Here is a 16,199-nt window from a genome sequence, read left to right as displayed (position 1 = left end):
TCCCGGGCGCGCCGTGCTGCAATGCCATGGCGGCCCCGCGCGCGCCGGGCCGGGCGCGAGAGGCGAGCGGAGCGGGCGTCAAGCGCGCGGCATCCGTCGCGCTCGCGTCAGGCTTCAGCCGATCGCCGCACGCGCAACGACGACGCGGCTCGCGGCCGCATGCGCCGGCTACGCCGGGCGCGCGATTCGCGCGCAGGCGCGCCGCACCGACAACAACACGAACAAAGAGGACAGCACATGGTCGACGCACGAGCCGTTTCAATTCGGGGAACCGCCGCGCCGCGCCATGCGGCGGCGCGCAAGCGCATCGTGCACATCGTGCACATCGTGCGCGGCATCGTCTGCGCGTCGTGCGCGGCGGCGGCTGTTTCGGCGCGCGCGCAGACCCCTTCGCCGCTCGCCGAGTGGCAGTACTCGGCCGGCGTGCCGCTCGACAAGCTGTTCAACCCGCAGCAACCGAACTGGCAGATCGCGGTCGGCGCGGCCGGAACGCTGCAGCCGCGCTACGAAGGCTCGAACCAGTACCGGCCGATGGCCGGTCCGACGTTCGACGTCCGCTATCGCGACCTGTGGTTCGCGTCGACGGGCGAGGGGATCGGCGTCAACGTGCTGCGCGGCCCGAACTGGCGCGCGACGATCTCGGCGGGCTACGACCTCGGACGCCGCGAGGCCGACGACCGCGGCCATCTGGCCGGCATCGGCAACATCAATCCGGCGGCGGTGATCAAGCTGTCGGCCGACCACGTGATCTCGCGCGACTTTCCGCTCGTGCTGCGCGCGGACGTCCGGCGCAGCATCGGCGGCGCGAACGGCTGGGTTGCCGATCTCTCCGCGTACATGCCGCTGCCGGGCAGCTCGGAAAAGTTCTACTGGTTCGCGGGCCCGTCGGTCACCTTCGCCGATTCGCGCTACATGAACGGCTGGTTCGGCGTGAACGACGCGCAGGCGGCGCGCTCCGGGCATCCGCGCTACGAGCCGAGCGCGGGCGTGAAGTCGGTCGGCGGCGGCGTGACGCTCGTGTGGTTCGTCACGAAGCACTGGTTCGTGACCGCCGACGGCGCGGTCGACCAGCTCGTCGGCAGCGCCGCGCGCAGCCCGCTCACGCAGCGCTCGACGAACGCGGTCGTCGATCTGTCGATCAATTACCAGTTCTAGCGGCGGCGCGGCGGCGGCGTTGCGCGCGCCGCCGCCGTCGAAGCGTTCCGGCCCGTGCGCCGCCGGGCAACCGACGGCGGGAGCCTTTCTTGCCATCGACGTGAACCCGGCCGCGCTCCGCGCGGCATTCGTGTTTCGTTTGCAAGGAGGTACGCATGCAGAACGCCGAATCGAATCCCACCCCGCAGCAACCGCGCGAGATCGCGGCGAAGCGCCCCGGGGAGACGCCCGCGGCCGGCCGCGCCATGCCGGACGCGTCGTCCCGGGAGAAGGCGCGCGGCGCGAACGCGCGCAAGCTCACCGCCGAGGCGATCGCGGGCAAGACGCCCACCGGCCTGCCGCCCATCGACGTCGACAGGTACGCGTGCGACAGCGGCGACCCCGTCCGGCGCGCGGCCAGCCGGATCGTCACGCTCGACAATGCGAACATGGCGTCGACCGACAACACGGTCGACGTCGACGGCAAAGGGCGCGAGGCGCAGACGGGCGCGTCCGAATGGCACGACAACGTGATCTATTCGAACGCGTCGCTCGACGAGGCCGTCGATACGCCGGACGACGGCCTCGCCGGCATCGAGAGCCGCCCGCACGGCTATCTGCCGGAGGTCGAGCCGCGCGAAGGCTGGCGCGTCGTCTACGGCGGCACCGTCGACATCGAGCGCACGACGGGCGCGCGCACGGAGCACGTGTTCAGCTTCGAGCGATCGAGCTGAGCGGCGGCGCGGATGGCGCTGCGACGTCCGATGCGGCGTGTGCCGTTCGCTGCGCGGTCGAGCGAATGCGCGATGCAAATTCGATCGAATCGAATGGCCGGGCGGCCGGAGCGAGCGTCCGACCCGCACCGCCGGCCCACGGGCACGCGCGTTGCGCGACTCACGCTGCGGCGCGCGGTGTGCCGCACGGCCCGCCGCACCGGCATGCGGCTGGAGGAATGCGATGACCACTCCGCGAGAACATTTGGAAGACTGGCTGCGCGACGCCTATGCGATGGAGCGTCACGCCGAGACGATGCTGAAGTCCCAGGCCGCGCGCCTCGACAACTATCCGGTGCTGCGCGACCGGATCCGGCAGCACGTCGAGACGACGCTCGAACAGCAGCGCCTGCTCGAAGGCTGCCTGCAGCGCCTGGAGATCGCGCCTTCCGCGATCAAGGACTTGGCGGCTCGCATTGCCGCCTATGGTCAGGCGGCGGGCGGCGTATTCGTGTCGGACGAAGTCGTGAAGGGGGCGATGGCGGGCTACGTGTTCGAGAACCTCGAGATTGCGTCGTACAAGACGCTGATCGCCGCCGCTCAGCTCGCGGGCGAAAAGGAAATCCGCGATTGCGGCGAGCGGATCCTGAAGCAGGAAATCGACATGGCGCAGTGGCTGTCGGAGCACCTGCCCGATATCGTCGTCGCGTTCCTCGAGCGCTCGGCATCCGAGCGCGGCGATGCGAAGCGCTGACGCGCCGCGTTCGCGCGGGCGGCGCGTTCGGATATAGGCCGCGGGCGCGCGGCGGCTGCCACGCGCCGCGCTTCACGCACGTCGAACGCCAAACCGAGCGCCAAACATCGCACATCAAGCGCCGCGTGCGACACGCCGACCACCGGACATCGCCGTCCGCCCGGCCTCGAACCGCGCCGCACGCGGCGCAGCCTTGCTTACTGAGTTACTGCGGCCCCAGCTCCTGCGCGGACGTATCCGCGTCGTTGCCCTGCGCGACGAGCACGTGAATGTCGTTCGGCGTGACGTCCGCGATGCCGCCCGCGGGAATCGTCAGCAGCAGCCAGTCCGCGTTGTTCGCGATGCTGACGGGCGGCGTCGTGAGGATCGGCGTTTTCGAGCCCGGCAGCGTGACGATCACCTGATACGTGCCGCCCGACAGATAGACCGAATCCTGCCCCGACGCCGGCACCGCGTTCTGATAGGCGGCGCCCGCGAGCGTCGGGCTCTGCGCGGCGATGTTCGTGCCCGGCGGCACGACGTAGATGTCGACGTTCTGCGCGTTCGGCGACGCGTTGAAGCTGCGCACGCGCGCCTGGTCGGACAGCAGACCCTTCGCGAACGGGTCGTCGATCACCGAGATCGGCGTCGACGTGCTCGGGATCGCGATCGTCGTGTAGTGGTGCCCGTTCGCCGCGTTGAACGTCTGCGACGCGATGGTCACGCTCGTGCCGGTCACGTTGTAGCTCGCGGTCTGTGAGCCGCTGCCGACCGAGCGGTAGCGTGTGACGCCCTTGTATGCGACGTTGGTCGCATTGGCCTGGGCATTCAGGAAATAGTCGAGGTTGGGGCCGGCGGGAACCGCGTTGATGAAGCGCGCCTGCGGATTCGAGATGCCGAGCTCGGTGCCCGTGTCGTCGCCGCCGCATGCGGCGACGAGCGCGACGGCCGAGATCAGCGCCGCAACGGTTCGAATCGGTTTCATGACTCCCTCTCTGTATCGGTCGGCCGACACGTCGCGGCGCGGTTCGCAGCGTCCGTGCGGGCGTGCTGGCGCGTCGCGTCGCCGCCGGTGGGTGAAATGTCGATGGGTTCGGCGAAGACTGGCTCGGTCGCCGTGCCCGCGCATAGCGCGACGGGGCGCTCGCAAACAGCAACAGGCATACCCGGCGATGTGGCGGTGCACGGCTCGAAACGCGCCGGCCCGCGCTCGCGACGGAGCGCGGCCGCTGCTGCCGTGCGGCGAACCACGGCAGCGCGGGCGTAACCGATTGCGCGATGCGACGCGCGCAGGTGAAATTTTTGCGGAGAAGGGCAATATCTGCGCGGATGCGTCGGCGCAAATGCATCGATCGAAAGAAGGCGGCGACGCCGATCGCGTCGAACGCCATCCGCGTGCGTCGCGGTCCAAAACTTGCGCGCGCCTTTGTAAAAAGCGCCGGCCGATGCGGCGGCGGCGCCGCACGGGTATGACGAAAGTCCGCTCGTACAAGGCGCCGTGCGATTGGTACGGAAGTTGCGTGTATCCGCGTACCGCCATTCACACGACAGGGAGTCCCGCATGTCCGCCACGCTCGCGTTGCAAATGCGTCAACACCTGGCGCTCACGCCGCGCTTGCAGCAGTCGCTGCGCCTGCTCCAGCTTTCTTCGCTCGAATTCCAACAGGAGCTGCGCCAGGCGCTCGATACCAATCCGTTTCTCGAAGACGCGCAATCGACCGACGACGACACGGCCGCGGCCCCGGCGACGCCGGGCGAGCCGCCCGCCGAAGCGGACGCGCGAACGGACGACGGCTATGCGGACAGCGGCTATGCCGACGGCGCTGACGGCGCCGTCCCCGGCGCACCCGACGCATCGCCGCCCGTCGGGCAGGACCTGCCGTTCACGGTCGAGCTGTCGGCGCGCGCTTCGAGCCGGCGATCCGACGACGCGTCGGATCTCGAGCCCGGCGACTGGATGACGGCCGAGCCGTCGCTGCACGAACACCTGCACGACGCGCTGCGTCTTTACCAGCTGACCCCGCGCGATCGCACGCTCGCGCGAATGATCATCGACGCGCTCGACGACGACGGCTATCTGCGCCAGGCGCTGCCCGAGCTCGCGGCGGCGGCCGACCCGCTGCTGCATCCGACCGATCAGGAGCTGCTCGTCGCGCTGCGGCTCGTGCAGTCGCTCGACATGCCGGGGATCGGCGCGCGCTCGCTGTCCGAATGCCTGCTGCTGGAACTCGACGCGATGCCCGCCGACACGCCTGGCCTCGAATGCGCAAAAGAGATCGCCGCGCATCATCTCGAGCGCCTCGCGCGCCGCGAGACGGCCGAGATGCAGCGCCGCATCGGCTGCGACGGGCGCACGCTGCGCATCGCGTGCGCGCTCGTGCGGCGGCTCGATCCGCGCCCCGGCAACCAGTACGGCAGCGCGGCCGGCAACTACGTCGTGCCCGACGTGATCGTGCGGCAGGTGCGTGGCGAGTGGATCGTCACGATCAATCCGGCCGTGATGCCGCGCGCGCGCATCCATCGCCGCTATGCGGAGCTGTTCGCGCAATCGAGCGGGTCGCATCAGTCGCCGCTCGGCCAGCAGTTGCAGGAGGCGCGCTGGCTGATCCGCAACGCGCAGAAGCGCTTCGACACGATCCGGCGCGTCGGCGAATGCATCGTCGCGCGTCAGCGCGATTTCTTCCGTTACGGCGAGATCGCGCTGAAGCCGCTCGTGCTGCGCGACATCGCCGACGAGCTCGGCCTGCACGAATCGACGATCTCGCGCGCGACCGGCAACAAGTACATGGCGACGCCGCACGGCACGTTCGAGTTCAAGCACTTTTTCCCGCGCAAGCTCGAGGCGGCGGGCAAGGGCGCGTGCTCGGCGGCCGTCGCGAAGGTGCTGATCCGCGACATGATCGCGGCCGAGCACGCGGTCGACCCGCTGTCCGACGTCGCGCTCGCGCAGCGTCTCGCGGGGCGCGGGATCGTGCTTGCGCGCCGCACGGTCACGAAGTACCGGCAGGCGATGAAGATCCCGCCCGCGGATCTGCGGCGGCGCGCACCCGTTTGAACCTTCGGCCGACGCGCGGCGTCGCGCGCTCGTCGGCCGGCGACTCGCGAAAGCGAAAGGAGCGACCCTGCATGCCAGCGAAATCGCAAGCCCAGCAACGCGCCGCCGGTGCGGCGCTGTCCGCGAAGCGCGGACGGACGAAGGCGAGCGAACTGAAGAGTCCGTCGAAGTCGATGTACGAATCGATGAGCGAGAAGGCGCTCGAGAAGCTCGCGGGAACGAAGACCAAAGGCAAGCCGAAACACAAGTCGAAGTCGTGACGGCCCGCGTGCCCACCGTCCCTCACGTTGACCAGGAGGTGTTCATGCTTCGATATGCGCTCATCTTTTTCATCATCGCGATCGTCGCGGCGGTGCTCGGCTTCGGCGGCATCGCGGCCGGCGCGGCCGAGATCGCGAAGATCCTGTTCTACGTCTTCGTCGTGGTCTTTCTCGTCACGCTCGTGCTGGGCGTCGCACGACGATGATGGCCGCACGCATGGATAGCGGCCGCGCGGCGCGATGCCGCGCGCGCGCCGGCCGCCCGGTTCAGGCCGCAGGCTCGCGATGACGCTGCCGACCGATCTGCCGCAGCGGCTCGTCGAGATCGAGCATCTGCTGTCGGACTGCTTTCCGTCGTCGTCGACGACGGTGCTGCACGTCGGCGATTCGTCCGGACGTCTGACGATCCAGGTGTCGTGGGTCGCGGCGCCAGCCGAGTCGAGCCTCCTCGAATCGCGCTGCGCGCTGAACCTCGTGTTGGAGCCGGGCGCGCTGCGCCGCTACGGCCGCCTGGACGCCGCCGCGCGCGCACGGATCCGAGCGCGCCTGGGCGTGCTCGCGCGGCAAACCGTCGATGCGGCGCGGCCGGTCGAACGGAAAGACGTCGTCGAGTGCAACGCGACGCTGCCCGTGACCGACGCGCTGCTCGACGACGCGTTGCGCGGCGGCTGAACGTCCGGCAAGGACAGGGCGTTCGCCGCCGCGACGCGTCGCGAACGGCACGCGCGCACGGCCGTGCGCGCGCCCACTCACGCTGCGGGCGGCCCGCGACGCCGCCTGCGTTACGAAAGGGGACACCTCACAGATGGCCGATCCAAACCGCAACGCTCCACACCACATGCCGCGCGACGCACAGCCGGACGGCGCGCGCGCGGACCGCAAATCGCGGGATCTCGACCGCTATCGCGTGAAGCCGGACGGCGAGGCGCTGCGCACGAACCAGGGCGTGCGCATCGCGGACGATCAGAACACGCTGCGCGCGGGCGCGCGCGGCCCGTCGCTGCTCGAAGACTTCATCATGCGCGAGAAGATCACTCACTTCGATCACGAGCGCATTCCGGAGCGGGTCGTGCACGCGCGCGGCTCGGCCGCGCACGGCGTGTTCCGCGTCTACGAATCGATGGCCGAGTACACGAAGGCCGCGTTCCTGCAGGATCCGGCGAAGGAAACGCCCGTCTACGTGCGCTTCTCGACGGTGCAGGGCCCGCGCGGCTCCGCGGACACCGTGCGCGACGTGCGCGGCTTCGCGGTGAAGTTCTACACCGACGAAGGCAACTACGATCTCGTCGGCAACAACATGCCGGTGTTTTTCATCCAGGACGCGATCAAGTTTCCGGACTTCGTCCACGCGGTGAAGCCCGAGGCGCCGAACGAGATGCCGACGGGCGCGTCCGCGCACGACACGTTCTGGGATTTCGTGTCGCTCGTGCCGGAGTCCGCGCACATGGTGCAATGGCTGATGTCGGACCGCGCGATTCCGCGCAGCTTCCGGACGATGGAAGGCTTCGGCGTCCATACGTTCCGGTTCGTCAATGCGCAGGGCGTCGCGCGCTTCGTGAAGCTGCACTGGCGACCGGTGCTCGGCTCGTACTCGCTGCTGTGGGACGAGGCGCAAAAGATCGCCGGCCGCGATCCGGATTTCCATCGGCGCGATCTGTGGGAAGCGATCGAGCGCGGCGATTATCCGGAGTACGAGCTTGGCGTGCAGATCGTCGAAGAGCGCGACCAGCGCGCATTCGGCTTCGACTTGCTCGATCCGACCAAGCTGATTCCGGAAGAAGCGGTGCCGGTGAAGCTGATTGGCAAGATGACGCTCAATCGCAATCCCGACAATTTCTTCGCGGAGACCGAGCAGGTCGCGTTTCACCCGGGGCACGTCGTGCCGGGCATCGACTTCACCGACGATCCGCTGCTGCAAGGACGGCTCTTCTCGTACACCGACACGCAGATCAGCCGGCTCGGCGGCCCGAACTTCCACGAGATCCCGATCAACCGGCCGGTCTGCCCGTTCGCGAATCTTCAACGCGACGCGATGCACCGGCAGGCGATCGACGTCGGGCAGGCGTCGTACGAGCCGAATTCGCTGAATGGCGGCTGGCCGAGGGAAACCGGGCCGGCCGCGACGGAGGGCGGCTTCGACAGCTATTCGGAGATGGTCGAAGGCGCGAAGACGCGCGTGCGCAGCGGTTCGTTTTCCGATCATTTCTCGCAGGCGGCGCTCTTCTATCGGAGCGTGACCGATGTTGAACGGCGGCACATCCGCGACGCATACGTGTTCGAGCTCGGCAAGGTGACGAAGCCGGCGATCCGCGCGCGCGTCGTCAACGAGATCCTCGCGCGCGTCGACACGGCGCTCGCGACGGAAGTCGCCGAGCGGCTCGGGTTGCCGCCGCCCGCCGGCGAGCCTGCGATCGTCGCGCTGCCGCCGTCGCCCGCGCTCAGCCTGCTCGCGCGCGGCAAGCTCAGCGTGCGGGCGCGGAAGGTCGCGCTCATCGCGACGCCGGGCGCCGACACGCGCCTCATCGAGCGCGTGCGGCGTGCGCTGACCGATGCGCGCGCGGTGCCCGTGCTCGTCGCGCCGACGCTCGCGCCCGTCGGCGGGCTCGAGCCCCACGCGACGCTTGTCGGGATGCCGTCGGTGATGTTCGACGCCGTATTTATCTGCGGCGGCGACGGCGACGGGCGCGATCTCGTTCATTCGAGCGACGCGAGGCACTTCGTGCAAGAGGCGTTCAAGCATCTGAAGGCGATCGCGGCGATCGGCTCGGGACGCCAGTTGCTCGGCGCCGCGCACCTGCCCGAGCATGCGGACGGCGTGTGCGTCGGGCATGCGGCCGATCTCGACCAGGTGCTCGCGAAATTCTTCGACACGTTGTCCGAGCATCGCGTCTGGTCGCGCGAGTCGCTCGCGGAGGGCGTGCCCGCGTAGCGCACGCGGCGCGCGACACACGATGGACGCGATCGTCGTCTTTCTGTTCGGCGGGGGCGAGCCGCTCGGCGCGCTGCGGATGGCGGCGCGCGCGGCCGTCGTGTTCTTCGTCGCGCTCGCGCTGATCCGGATCGCGGGCCGCCGCGCGTTCGGGCAGCGCTCGCCGTTCGACTATGTCGTCGGCATCCTGCTCGGCGCGACGCTGAGCCGCGCGATCGTCGGCGCGTCGCCGTTCTGGCCGACCGTCGCCGCTTCGCTCGCGATCGTGCTGCTGCATCGCGCGATCGCGTGGACGTGCGTGCGTTCGGCGCGGCTCGAACGTTTCTTCGTCGGCGCGCAGCGCGAGCTGTACCGCAACGGCCGCTTCGACGACGCGCAGATGAGCGCCGCGCTGATCACGACGACCGACGTCTACGAGAGCGTGCGCCAGAAGACGGGCGACTGCGACCTGTCCGGCGTCGCGGCGGCGATACTCGAACGGAACGGCCATGTCAGCATCATTCGTCGGAAGTCCTGAACGGGCGGCGGTACGGCGTCGCCGCGCGCGAGCGCGCAAGGAGGCGTCATGCCGCCGACGATCAGATACCACGGGATTTCATGCATGCGGAGGTCCGGGATGACGCGCCGCCGCGTGCGGGCGCGGCGCGCGTCAGGGCTTGCGGCCGAATGCTTCGCGCAGCTTTTTCTTCACGCGCTCGAGCGTGTCGCGGCGTGCTTTCGGAAGATTCCGGCCGGCGCGGTTCATGTAGAAGTTGAGCATCGACATCGCCGACTGGAGCGGTGTGCCCTTGCGCCGCGTGCTGTCGAGCGCCGAGCGCTTCAGCGATTGCGCGATCGCTTCGGGGTCGTCGGATTTGAAGATGTTCGGTTCGAGGTCGAGCGCGTTGCTGTGCTGCGTCACGTCGTTCGACCAGTACCGGCCAGACTTTTCTTGCGCCGTGCGGGCGCGCTTGCGGCCGGACGCGGGCGGACGGGACGCGGTCTTGCGCGGGGCGCTTTTGCGGGTCGGCGTCTTGCGGGTCGCCATCTCGCGCTCACAGCTTGATGCCGCCCGCTTCGGGCGCATTCGACGAACCGGGCTCGACGTCGCCGACGCTGAACCGCTCGGGCCGCCGGATCTCGACCGGCTGGCGCGCGCGCGACGCCTGCGGCGCATGGCGGTGCGCGGCACGCGGATGGCCGTCGGCGTGCGGGCGGCGCGGCGGGCAGGCGCGGCGCGACGTGCGCGCGCGGGCAGATCCATCGGGAAGCGGCCGCCGGCCGGCGGCGCGCGAGAACAGCAGGACGATGGCTTCGAGTATTCGCATCGCGTGCTCCTGACGGGCGGCTAGGACGCGCGAGACTCGGCTCGCGCCGCGTACGCGCCGCGGTGGCGTTCGGCCGACCCCGGCGGGCGGCCCCGAATCGAGAATGCAAGCAACGGTCGTACCGGCGTGTGCGCCGCGGCGGACGGCGGCGTCGTCCATCGTCGCATATAAATTCTTCAGCGCGTGGGCAAACGAGCAAAGTCCGGCGCCGCCGCGCGGCGACGGTCAAAAGAAGGAATATGCTCGCCCGGACTGTCGGCGTTTGCGAAATGGTTCGACATCGGAATGCGCGACATATGTCGCGAATCGTTTCGTATCGGGAAACGATTGGGCGAATGCTCTTTGAATGCCGAGAATGGGTGGCTAATGCGCACACATTGCGTGCATGGATGTAGCGGGGTGACGGCGGCCGCGCGTGCGGATGGATGCCGGCATCTTCCGTATCGACGTCGTCGAGCGCCGGCTGTCTATGCATGTCGTTGCCCGACGTTCGCCGAATGAATGCGCCGGTGCCCACCGGGAAGCGATGCGCCATCGATCGGCAAACCTGACCGTCAGCGCGGCGAGGGCGGAACGCTCCCCCGTCCGCTCGCGCAGCGGATTCGATTCACGAATTGGTTCGGATAACGGATCGAACGAGCAGTCTTCGGGCGCCGAGCCCGGCGCGCGTCATGCGCATCGTTCGCCTCACGCGTTGTCGTTCGCACGTGCGCACGAACCGAAAGCGACGCACATCGCCGGCGACGGCCCGCACGTCGCGCACATCGCGCATCAAGCCTTGAACGACGGTAAATCCCGCACGATCCGCGTGAGGATTTCATGCGCCGCGCGCGGCAGCGCGCGCTCATTATGAACGAGCACCTTGCCGCAAGGCGAATTGAACAGCGGATTGCGCATCCGCAGCGCGACGATCTCGCCGCGTTCGAGGTCTTCCTCGATCAGCAGACGCGTGAGGAACGCGACCCCGTTGCCCGAGCGCACGAAACGCCGCATCGCGGGCACCGAGTTCGTGACGAGCCGCGGCGCGAGCGGAATGTTCTCCGCATGCGCGACGGTGTGCACGATCTGTCCGACGCCGTAGTACGGCGCGGGCATCAGCGCGAGCGGATAGCGGACCGCGTCGCGCAGTTCGAGCGGCTCGTCGCGCCTCGCGAGCGGATGCGCGGGCGCGACCGCGAGAAACGTCGGATGCGCGACGCTCAGGCACTCGCGAATCTCGGGCGGCAGTGACGGATTGTACGTGAGGCCGATATGCGCACGTTTGCGTAATACGTCATCTACGACGCCGTCCGCGGTGCGCACGTTCAGTTCGACGGATACGTGCGGGTGACGATGCAGAAATTCGGTGACGACGGAATCCATCAGGTCTTCGACATAGCCGACCGTCAGCGCGATTTCGACGCGCCCGCGCAGTTCGCCGTGCAGCGATTCGTGGAATTGCTCTAATCCGATCCGGCACGCATGCGTGTATTCGACGAGCAGGGCGGCTGCTTCCGTCGCGATCATGCCGTGCTGCCGGCGCTCGAACAGCGGCGCGCCGATCTCGTTCTCGAGCAGTTGCAATTGCCGGCTGACAACGGACGGCGCGGTGTTCAGCCGTTCAGCCGCCGCGCGGATCGATCCGTGTTCGAGAATCGCGTGAAAGTAACGCAGACGGCTGAGATTGACTTGAAACGATTGATCCATACGCGTGTTGCCCTGCAAAGCAACGGCTGTACACCAAAGTTGCTGTCACTGGGATCATACAGTATGGAGATAATGGCCACGACAAACGAGCGCGGAGTACGCGCCGCAGATTCCAATACGGGCCCTATGAGAGAACAGAACGCTTCCGGAAACGCGCGCTCGCGAATCTATCGAAAGGTCGACATCCGCATCCTCGGGTTTCTCGCAGTCTGTTACATCACGGCCTATATCGATCGCATCAACATCAGTTTCGCGAAGCTCGCGATGCAATCGGACCTCGGATGGAACGAGGCCGTGTACGGCTTCGGCGCGGGAATCTTCTTTCTCGGCTACATGGCGTTCGAGGTGCCGAGCAATCTGTGGCTGACCCGTATCGGTGCGCGGCTCACGCTGAGCCGCATCATGGTGCTGTGGGGGCTGACGTCGGTCGCGATGATGTTCGCGACCGACATCACGACGTTCTATGTATTGCGCTTTTTTCTGGGCGTGTTCGAGGCGGGCTTCAGCCCCGGCATGCTGTTCTGTCTGACCCGCTGGTATCCGGAGGCGCGAATGGCGCGCGCGATGGCGATGCTGTTGTGCGCGGGGCCCGTCGGCGCGGTGATCGGCGGACCCGTGTCGACGCTCATCATGACGCAGCTCTCGGGCGCGTACGGGCTGACCGGCTGGCAGTGGCTGTTCCTGCTCGAAGGCTTGCCCGCGGTGCTGCTCGGCGTCGTGCTGTTCTTCACGCTGTGCGAGCGGCCCGCCGACGCGAAGTGGCTGAGCGCCGACGAGAAGGCGATCCTGCTGAGCGAGCTCGGTTCGGCGCCGCGCGCGGCGAGCCGGCACACCGCGTTTCGCGAGGTGCTGAAAGATCCACGAATCTATGCGATGGCGTTCTCCTACTTCGCGATCATTTGCGGCCTGTACGCGGTCAGCTTCTGGCTGCCGACGCTGCTGCGCGGCGCCGGCGTGAAGAACCTGCTGCACATCGGCGCGCTCACCGCGCTGCCGTATCTCGCGGCGATCGTTGCGATGCAGGTGATCGGCCGCCGGTCCGACAAGCGCAGCGAGCGGCGTCTGCACAGCGCGATCGCGCTGCTCTTGAGCGCGGCGGCGCTGACGGCGACGGTGGTCGCGGGCGACCGCTTCGTCGTCGCGATGGTCGCGCTCGTCGCGGCGACCGCGCTGATGTATTCGGCATACGCGGTGTTCTGGGCGATTCCCGCCGACTATCTGAAGGGCGACGTCGCCGCGGGCGGCATCGCGCTCATCAATTCGATCGGCCTGTTCGGCGGCTTCGTGAGCCCGACGATCATCGGCTGGATCAAGAACGAAACGGGCAGCCTGCAGGCCGGGCTGATGGTGATGGTCGCGCTGTTCGTCGCGGGCGCGATCGTGCTGCTTGCGAATCGCGTCGACGCGAAGAAATGGAGCGCCGCCGCATCATGAAGATCCTGGTCGCCGGATTCCGGCACGAGACGAACACATTCGCTCCGAGCAAGGCGAGCTACGCGAGCTTCGCGGCGGACGGCGGGCGCTATCCGCTGTCGCGCGGCGCCGAGATCGGCAGGCTGAAGGGCATGAACCTGCCGATCGCCGGCTGCCTCGCGGCGCTCGACGACGCCGGCCACGTCGCGCTGCCCGCGATCTGGGCCGACGCGATGCCGTCGGGCCGCGTCGAATCGGTCGCGTTCGAGCGGATCGCGGGCGAGATCGTCGATGCGGCGAAGCGGCGCGACGCCGACGGCATCTACGTCGACCTGCACGGCGCGATGGCGACCGAGCGCTACGACGACGGTGAAGGCGAGCTGCTGCGCCGGCTGCGCGAGGCGGTCGGCGCGCGCGTGCCGATCGTCGCGTCGCTCGACCTGCACGCGAACGTCACGCAGCAGATGCTCGACAGCGCGGACGGGCTCGTCACGTACCGCACGTATCCGCACGTCGACATGGCGGACACCGGGCGCCGCGCGGTCGCCCTGCTCGATGCGCTGCTCGGCAGGCGCAATCGCCAGGTCCGGATCGCGCGGCGCGTGCCGTTCCTGATTCCGGTCAACGCGATGTGCACGTCGCTCGAGCCGTCGAGGAGTCTGTTCCGGCTGCTCGGCCGGCTCGAGACGGGAAGCGTGCGGTCGCTGTCGTTCGCGCCGGGCTTTCCGGCGGCGGACTTCCCCGAATGCGGGCCGGCGATCTGGGGCTACGGCACGGATCCCGTCCAGCTGACCCGCGCGGTCGACGCGCTGTACGAGCACGTCATGTCGAGCGAGGCGGAGTGGTCGGTGCACTTCATGTCGGCGGACGACGCGGTGAAGGAGGCGATCCGGATCGCACGCCGCGCGGACAAGCCGGTCGTGATCGCCGACACGCAGGACAACCCGGGCGCGGGCGGCGGCTCGAACACGACGGGGCTGCTGCGCGCGCTCGTCAGGCATCGCGCGCCGGATGCGGCGCTCGGGCTGTTCTTCGATCCGGCGGCCGCGTGCGCCGCGCATGCGGCGGGGCTCGGCGCGTCGGTCGAGCTCACGCTCGGCGTGGAGAGCGGGCTGCCGTTCACCGGGACGTTTCGCGTCGAGTCGCTGTCGAACGGCCGCTGCCATTGCCACGGTCCGATGCTGAAGGGCGCGACGTTCGAGCTCGGTCCGACCGCGTGCCTGCGGATCGACAACGTGCGCGTCGTCGTCACGTCGGCGCGCGTGCAGATGACCGACCGGAGCTTCTACCGGATCGCGGGCGTCGCGCCCGAAACGATGAAGATTCTGGTCAACAAGAGCTCCGTCCATTTTCGGGCGGATTTCGATGCGATCGCAGATTCGGTGCTGATCGCGAAAGCCGGCGGCTGGATGGCCGCCGACCCGGCCGATTTGCGCTGGACGTCGCTGGCCGACGGGATGCGCGTGAGCCCTTGCGGCGCGCCGTTCTTCGGCTGCGGCGGGCGGCGCGCGCCGCACTCGGACGAAATCACGGGAGAGATGTGGATATAGGACGAATGCATTGATGCGAGCGGCCGCGCGAGGTGCGCCAACACCCGGCGCGGCCTGACCACGGAAGAATTTCAGCGGAAGACCCCACCATGGCTGTCGGCATTGTACGGCAACGTCCATGCCTCGTCGCGCGCGCGCCGCTGCGACGAAGCTGCGCGTTGCGTTCCCTGAAGCATGCGCCCGGACGCGGTTCGCGTCCGGATGCGGCGTGCGCGCTCGCGCGGCGCACCGGCTGCGCGCATGCGGCCGGCCAGCCGCCGCGCATGCCGTCCGCGCGCCGTCCGCCGCATGCGCCGGTTATTTCGTGGTCCTGCATCGATGCCGCCGCGCCGGCCCGGCGCGCGCGTCGCTCGCCCGCTCCCCGCTCTTCCGCGCCCGGCGCCCGCCCGGTCGTCGCATCGAATCGATTGTCACGATGCGCACCGCGCGCGTCGTGCCCCACCTGCCGCCCGGTGGCCCGGTTGTCTGCGGCAGTGGCCTTGCGATCGGAACACGCTCCGGTCGCGCTTTTTATTCCCGAGGCAGCGATTGCCGCAGCCGGCTCCGCCTTCGCATGCCGTCGTCGCGTTGCGGACGCGTTCTCGTCGTCGCGTCCTCCGTTTTCAGCGAAAGAACTCCGTTCCGCACAAGGATGAGTACGATGAACTCCTTAGATACCAACCATTTCCTTAGCCCGGCGCGCGCGCCGGCGAGACCGTTGAGCGATGCCGCCGAGCGCCGCTCGCTGAAGGCGTCCCCTCGCGTGCAGCGGGTGCTCGACGAGCTCGTCACGCGGATCGTCGACGGCGAATTCACGTCGGGCCTGCTGCCGCCGCAGGACGTGCTCGCGCGCCAGCTCGGCGTGCCGCGCTCGGTGATGCGCGAAGTCACGCGCATGCTGACCGCGCGGCGGATGCTGCACGCACGGACGAAAGCGGGCACGCGTCTCACGCCGCGCAGCGAATGGCGGCTCTTCGACGATCACGTGATGCAGTGGCGGATGCGGATCGCGTCGGACACGGACTTCCTGCTCGACGTCACCGCGATGTGCGACCTGATCGAGCCGGAGGCGGCCGCGCAGGTGGCGGCGCATTCGGACGACGTGCAGCGGCGCGCGATCCGCGCCGCGCATGCGGCGCTGCGCGAGGCGGTCGAGCCCGACGCGCTGCGCCGCGCGCTCGAACTGCTGCATGCGTCGATCGTCGAGGCGAGCCGCAATCAGTTCATCCGGCAGATGGGCGAGGTCGCGCGCGCGGGCGTGATGGCGATCGACCTCGACTCGGCGACGCTGCAGGAGCGCAACGACGCGATTCGCGACGCGGCGGCCAGTCTCGTCGCGGCGATCGACGGCCGCGACGCGGACGGCGCGCGCACGGCGATGGTCGCGCTGCGCGCGGCCGTCAGCGAGACGAGCCTCGATCCGGCCTGAGCCGGCCCGGC

16 protein-coding genes are annotated in these 16,199 nt (G+C 68.9%); 13 read left to right on the top strand and 3 right to left on the bottom strand.

The features are described from left to right. Positions 1 to 237: 237 nt before the first annotated feature. The 3 genes from BG90_RS19690 (at position 238) to BG90_RS19680 (ending at position 2,601) form a co-directional block, all read left to right on the top strand. Positions 238 to 1,155 carry a MipA/OmpV family protein gene (locus BG90_RS19690; RefSeq protein WP_010120897.1) on the top strand — a complete coding sequence of 306 codons (918 nt, stop codon included), beginning with the start codon at positions 238 to 240 and terminating at the stop codon, positions 1,153 to 1,155. Between the two features lie 155 nt (positions 1,156 to 1,310). Beyond that, positions 1,311 to 1,868: a DUF3005 domain-containing protein gene (locus BG90_RS19685; protein WP_010110736.1), complete on the top strand. Its 558-nt coding sequence runs from the start codon at positions 1,311 to 1,313 to the stop codon at positions 1,866 to 1,868. 223 nt (positions 1,869 to 2,091) lie between these two features. Next, positions 2,092 to 2,601 (top strand): ferritin-like domain-containing protein, encoded by a 510-nt coding sequence (locus BG90_RS19680; RefSeq protein WP_025990408.1) that lies wholly within the window; start codon positions 2,092 to 2,094, stop codon positions 2,599 to 2,601. A gap of 205 nt (positions 2,602 to 2,806) precedes the next feature. Here BG90_RS19680 and BG90_RS19675 read toward each other — a convergent pair whose 3' ends face one another. Further along, complete coding sequence (locus tag BG90_RS19675) at positions 2,807 to 3,565, bottom strand: DUF4397 domain-containing protein (protein WP_010110734.1); 759 nt, start codon at positions 3,563 to 3,565, stop codon at positions 2,807 to 2,809. 576 nt (positions 3,566 to 4,141) lie between these two features. On the opposite strand from BG90_RS19675, the gene BG90_RS19670 reads away from it, so the two are divergent. The 6 genes from BG90_RS19670 to BG90_RS19645 all read left to right on the top strand — a co-directional run bounded on the left by BG90_RS19670 (position 4,142) and on the right by BG90_RS19645 (position 9,341). Then, the gene (locus tag BG90_RS19670; protein WP_010120896.1) at positions 4,142 to 5,635 is read left to right on the top strand and encodes an RNA polymerase factor sigma-54; all 1,494 of its coding nucleotides are present in this window, start codon (positions 4,142 to 4,144) and stop codon (positions 5,633 to 5,635) included. Positions 5,636 to 5,706: 71 nt separating this feature from the next. Continuing rightward, positions 5,707 to 5,895 carry a DUF3008 family protein gene (locus tag BG90_RS19665; protein WP_010110732.1) on the top strand — a complete coding sequence of 63 codons (189 nt, stop codon included), beginning with the start codon at positions 5,707 to 5,709 and terminating at the stop codon, positions 5,893 to 5,895. 44 nt (positions 5,896 to 5,939) lie between these two features. Then, the gene (locus BG90_RS33320; RefSeq protein ID WP_010120894.1) at positions 5,940 to 6,101 is read left to right on the top strand and encodes a DUF1328 family protein; all 162 of its coding nucleotides are present in this window, start codon (positions 5,940 to 5,942) and stop codon (positions 6,099 to 6,101) included. A gap of 79 nt (positions 6,102 to 6,180) precedes the next feature. Then, entirely contained in the window at positions 6,181 to 6,567 is a 387-nt protein-coding gene (locus BG90_RS19655) for a DUF3022 domain-containing protein (RefSeq protein WP_025990406.1), read from the top strand. A gap of 133 nt (positions 6,568 to 6,700) precedes the next feature. Further along, positions 6,701 to 8,824, top strand: coding sequence for a catalase HPII (katE, locus tag BG90_RS19650; RefSeq protein WP_025990405.1), 2,124 nt, complete (start codon positions 6,701 to 6,703; stop codon positions 8,822 to 8,824). 22 nt (positions 8,825 to 8,846) lie between these two features. Next, on the top strand, positions 8,847 to 9,341 hold the full coding sequence (locus BG90_RS19645; RefSeq protein ID WP_010110727.1) for a DUF421 domain-containing protein: 495 nt from the start codon (positions 8,847 to 8,849) through the stop codon (positions 9,339 to 9,341). Between the two features lie 132 nt (positions 9,342 to 9,473). Here BG90_RS19645 and BG90_RS19640 read toward each other — a convergent pair whose 3' ends face one another. Beyond that, positions 9,474 to 9,851, bottom strand: coding sequence for a DUF3175 domain-containing protein (locus BG90_RS19640; RefSeq protein WP_010110726.1), 378 nt, complete (start codon positions 9,849 to 9,851; stop codon positions 9,474 to 9,476). 701 nt (positions 9,852 to 10,552) lie between these two features. On the opposite strand from BG90_RS19640, the gene BG90_RS35370 reads away from it, so the two are divergent. Then, positions 10,553 to 10,984, top strand: coding sequence for a hypothetical protein (locus BG90_RS35370; RefSeq protein ID WP_124072374.1), 432 nt, complete (start codon positions 10,553 to 10,555; stop codon positions 10,982 to 10,984). On the opposite strand, the gene BG90_RS19630 is transcribed toward BG90_RS35370, so the two are convergent. After that, a complete protein-coding gene (locus tag BG90_RS19630; protein WP_010110720.1) occupies positions 10,903 to 11,817 on the bottom strand; it encodes a LysR family transcriptional regulator in 915 nt (304 codons plus the stop codon). The genes BG90_RS35370 and BG90_RS19630 overlap by 82 nt on opposite strands. A gap of 126 nt (positions 11,818 to 11,943) precedes the next feature. Here BG90_RS19630 and BG90_RS19625 point away from each other — a divergent pair, with 126 nt between their 5' ends. The 3 genes from BG90_RS19625 to BG90_RS19610 all read left to right on the top strand — a co-directional run bounded on the left by BG90_RS19625 (position 11,944) and on the right by BG90_RS19610 (position 16,188). After that, a complete protein-coding gene (locus tag BG90_RS19625; RefSeq protein ID WP_010110719.1) occupies positions 11,944 to 13,251 on the top strand; it encodes an MFS transporter in 1,308 nt (435 codons plus the stop codon). Next, entirely contained in the window at positions 13,248 to 14,780 is a 1,533-nt protein-coding gene (locus tag BG90_RS19620) for a M81 family metallopeptidase (protein WP_025990404.1), read from the top strand. Before BG90_RS19625 ends, BG90_RS19620 begins: the two co-directional genes overlap by 4 nt. Before the next feature lie 640 nt (positions 14,781 to 15,420). Next, positions 15,421 to 16,188, top strand: coding sequence for a FadR/GntR family transcriptional regulator (locus BG90_RS19610; protein ID WP_052712374.1), 768 nt, complete (start codon positions 15,421 to 15,423; stop codon positions 16,186 to 16,188). The last annotated feature ends 11 nt before the right edge of the window (positions 16,189 to 16,199 follow it).

The sequence above is a fragment of the Burkholderia oklahomensis C6786 genome (assembly GCF_000959365.1).
Lineage (GTDB): Bacteria > Pseudomonadota > Gammaproteobacteria > Burkholderiales > Burkholderiaceae > Burkholderia > Burkholderia oklahomensis.
Note: the sequence above shows the minus strand (reverse complement) of the source record. Positions and strands in the feature narration are given on the sequence as shown.

What these genes read in the sequence shown, in the direction of transcription:
- BG90_RS33320 (WP_010120894.1), top strand. Translation starts at nt 5,940, where the DNA reads ATGCTTCGATATGCGCTCATCTTTTTCATCATCGCGATCGTCGCGGCG.
- BG90_RS19665 (WP_010110732.1), top strand. Translation starts at nt 5,707, where the DNA reads ATGCCAGCGAAATCGCAAGCCCAGCAACGCGCCGCCGGTGCGGCGCTG.
- BG90_RS35370 (WP_124072374.1), top strand. Translation starts at nt 10,553, where the DNA reads ATGGATGCCGGCATCTTCCGTATCGACGTCGTCGAGCGCCGGCTGTCT.
- BG90_RS19685 (WP_010110736.1), top strand. Translation starts at nt 1,311, where the DNA reads ATGCAGAACGCCGAATCGAATCCCACCCCGCAGCAACCGCGCGAGATC.
- BG90_RS19630 (WP_010110720.1), bottom strand. Translation starts at nt 11,817, where the DNA reads ATGGATCAATCGTTTCAAGTCAATCTCAGCCGTCTGCGTTACTTTCAC.
- BG90_RS19675 (WP_010110734.1), bottom strand. Translation starts at nt 3,565, where the DNA reads ATGAAACCGATTCGAACCGTTGCGGCGCTGATCTCGGCCGTCGCGCTC.
- BG90_RS19670 (WP_010120896.1), top strand. Translation starts at nt 4,142, where the DNA reads ATGTCCGCCACGCTCGCGTTGCAAATGCGTCAACACCTGGCGCTCACG.
- BG90_RS19680 (WP_025990408.1), top strand. Translation starts at nt 2,092, where the DNA reads ATGACCACTCCGCGAGAACATTTGGAAGACTGGCTGCGCGACGCCTAT.
- BG90_RS19620 (WP_025990404.1), top strand. Translation starts at nt 13,248, where the DNA reads ATGAAGATCCTGGTCGCCGGATTCCGGCACGAGACGAACACATTCGCT.
- katE (WP_025990405.1), top strand. Translation starts at nt 6,701, where the DNA reads ATGGCCGATCCAAACCGCAACGCTCCACACCACATGCCGCGCGACGCA.
- BG90_RS19640 (WP_010110726.1), bottom strand. Translation starts at nt 9,851, where the DNA reads ATGGCGACCCGCAAGACGCCGACCCGCAAAAGCGCCCCGCGCAAGACC.
- BG90_RS19690 (WP_010120897.1), top strand. Translation starts at nt 238, where the DNA reads ATGGTCGACGCACGAGCCGTTTCAATTCGGGGAACCGCCGCGCCGCGC.
- BG90_RS19645 (WP_010110727.1), top strand. Translation starts at nt 8,847, where the DNA reads ATGGACGCGATCGTCGTCTTTCTGTTCGGCGGGGGCGAGCCGCTCGGC.
- BG90_RS19625 (WP_010110719.1), top strand. Translation starts at nt 11,944, where the DNA reads ATGAGAGAACAGAACGCTTCCGGAAACGCGCGCTCGCGAATCTATCGA.
- BG90_RS19655 (WP_025990406.1), top strand. Translation starts at nt 6,181, where the DNA reads ATGACGCTGCCGACCGATCTGCCGCAGCGGCTCGTCGAGATCGAGCAT.
- BG90_RS19610 (WP_052712374.1), top strand. Translation starts at nt 15,421, where the DNA reads ATGAACTCCTTAGATACCAACCATTTCCTTAGCCCGGCGCGCGCGCCG.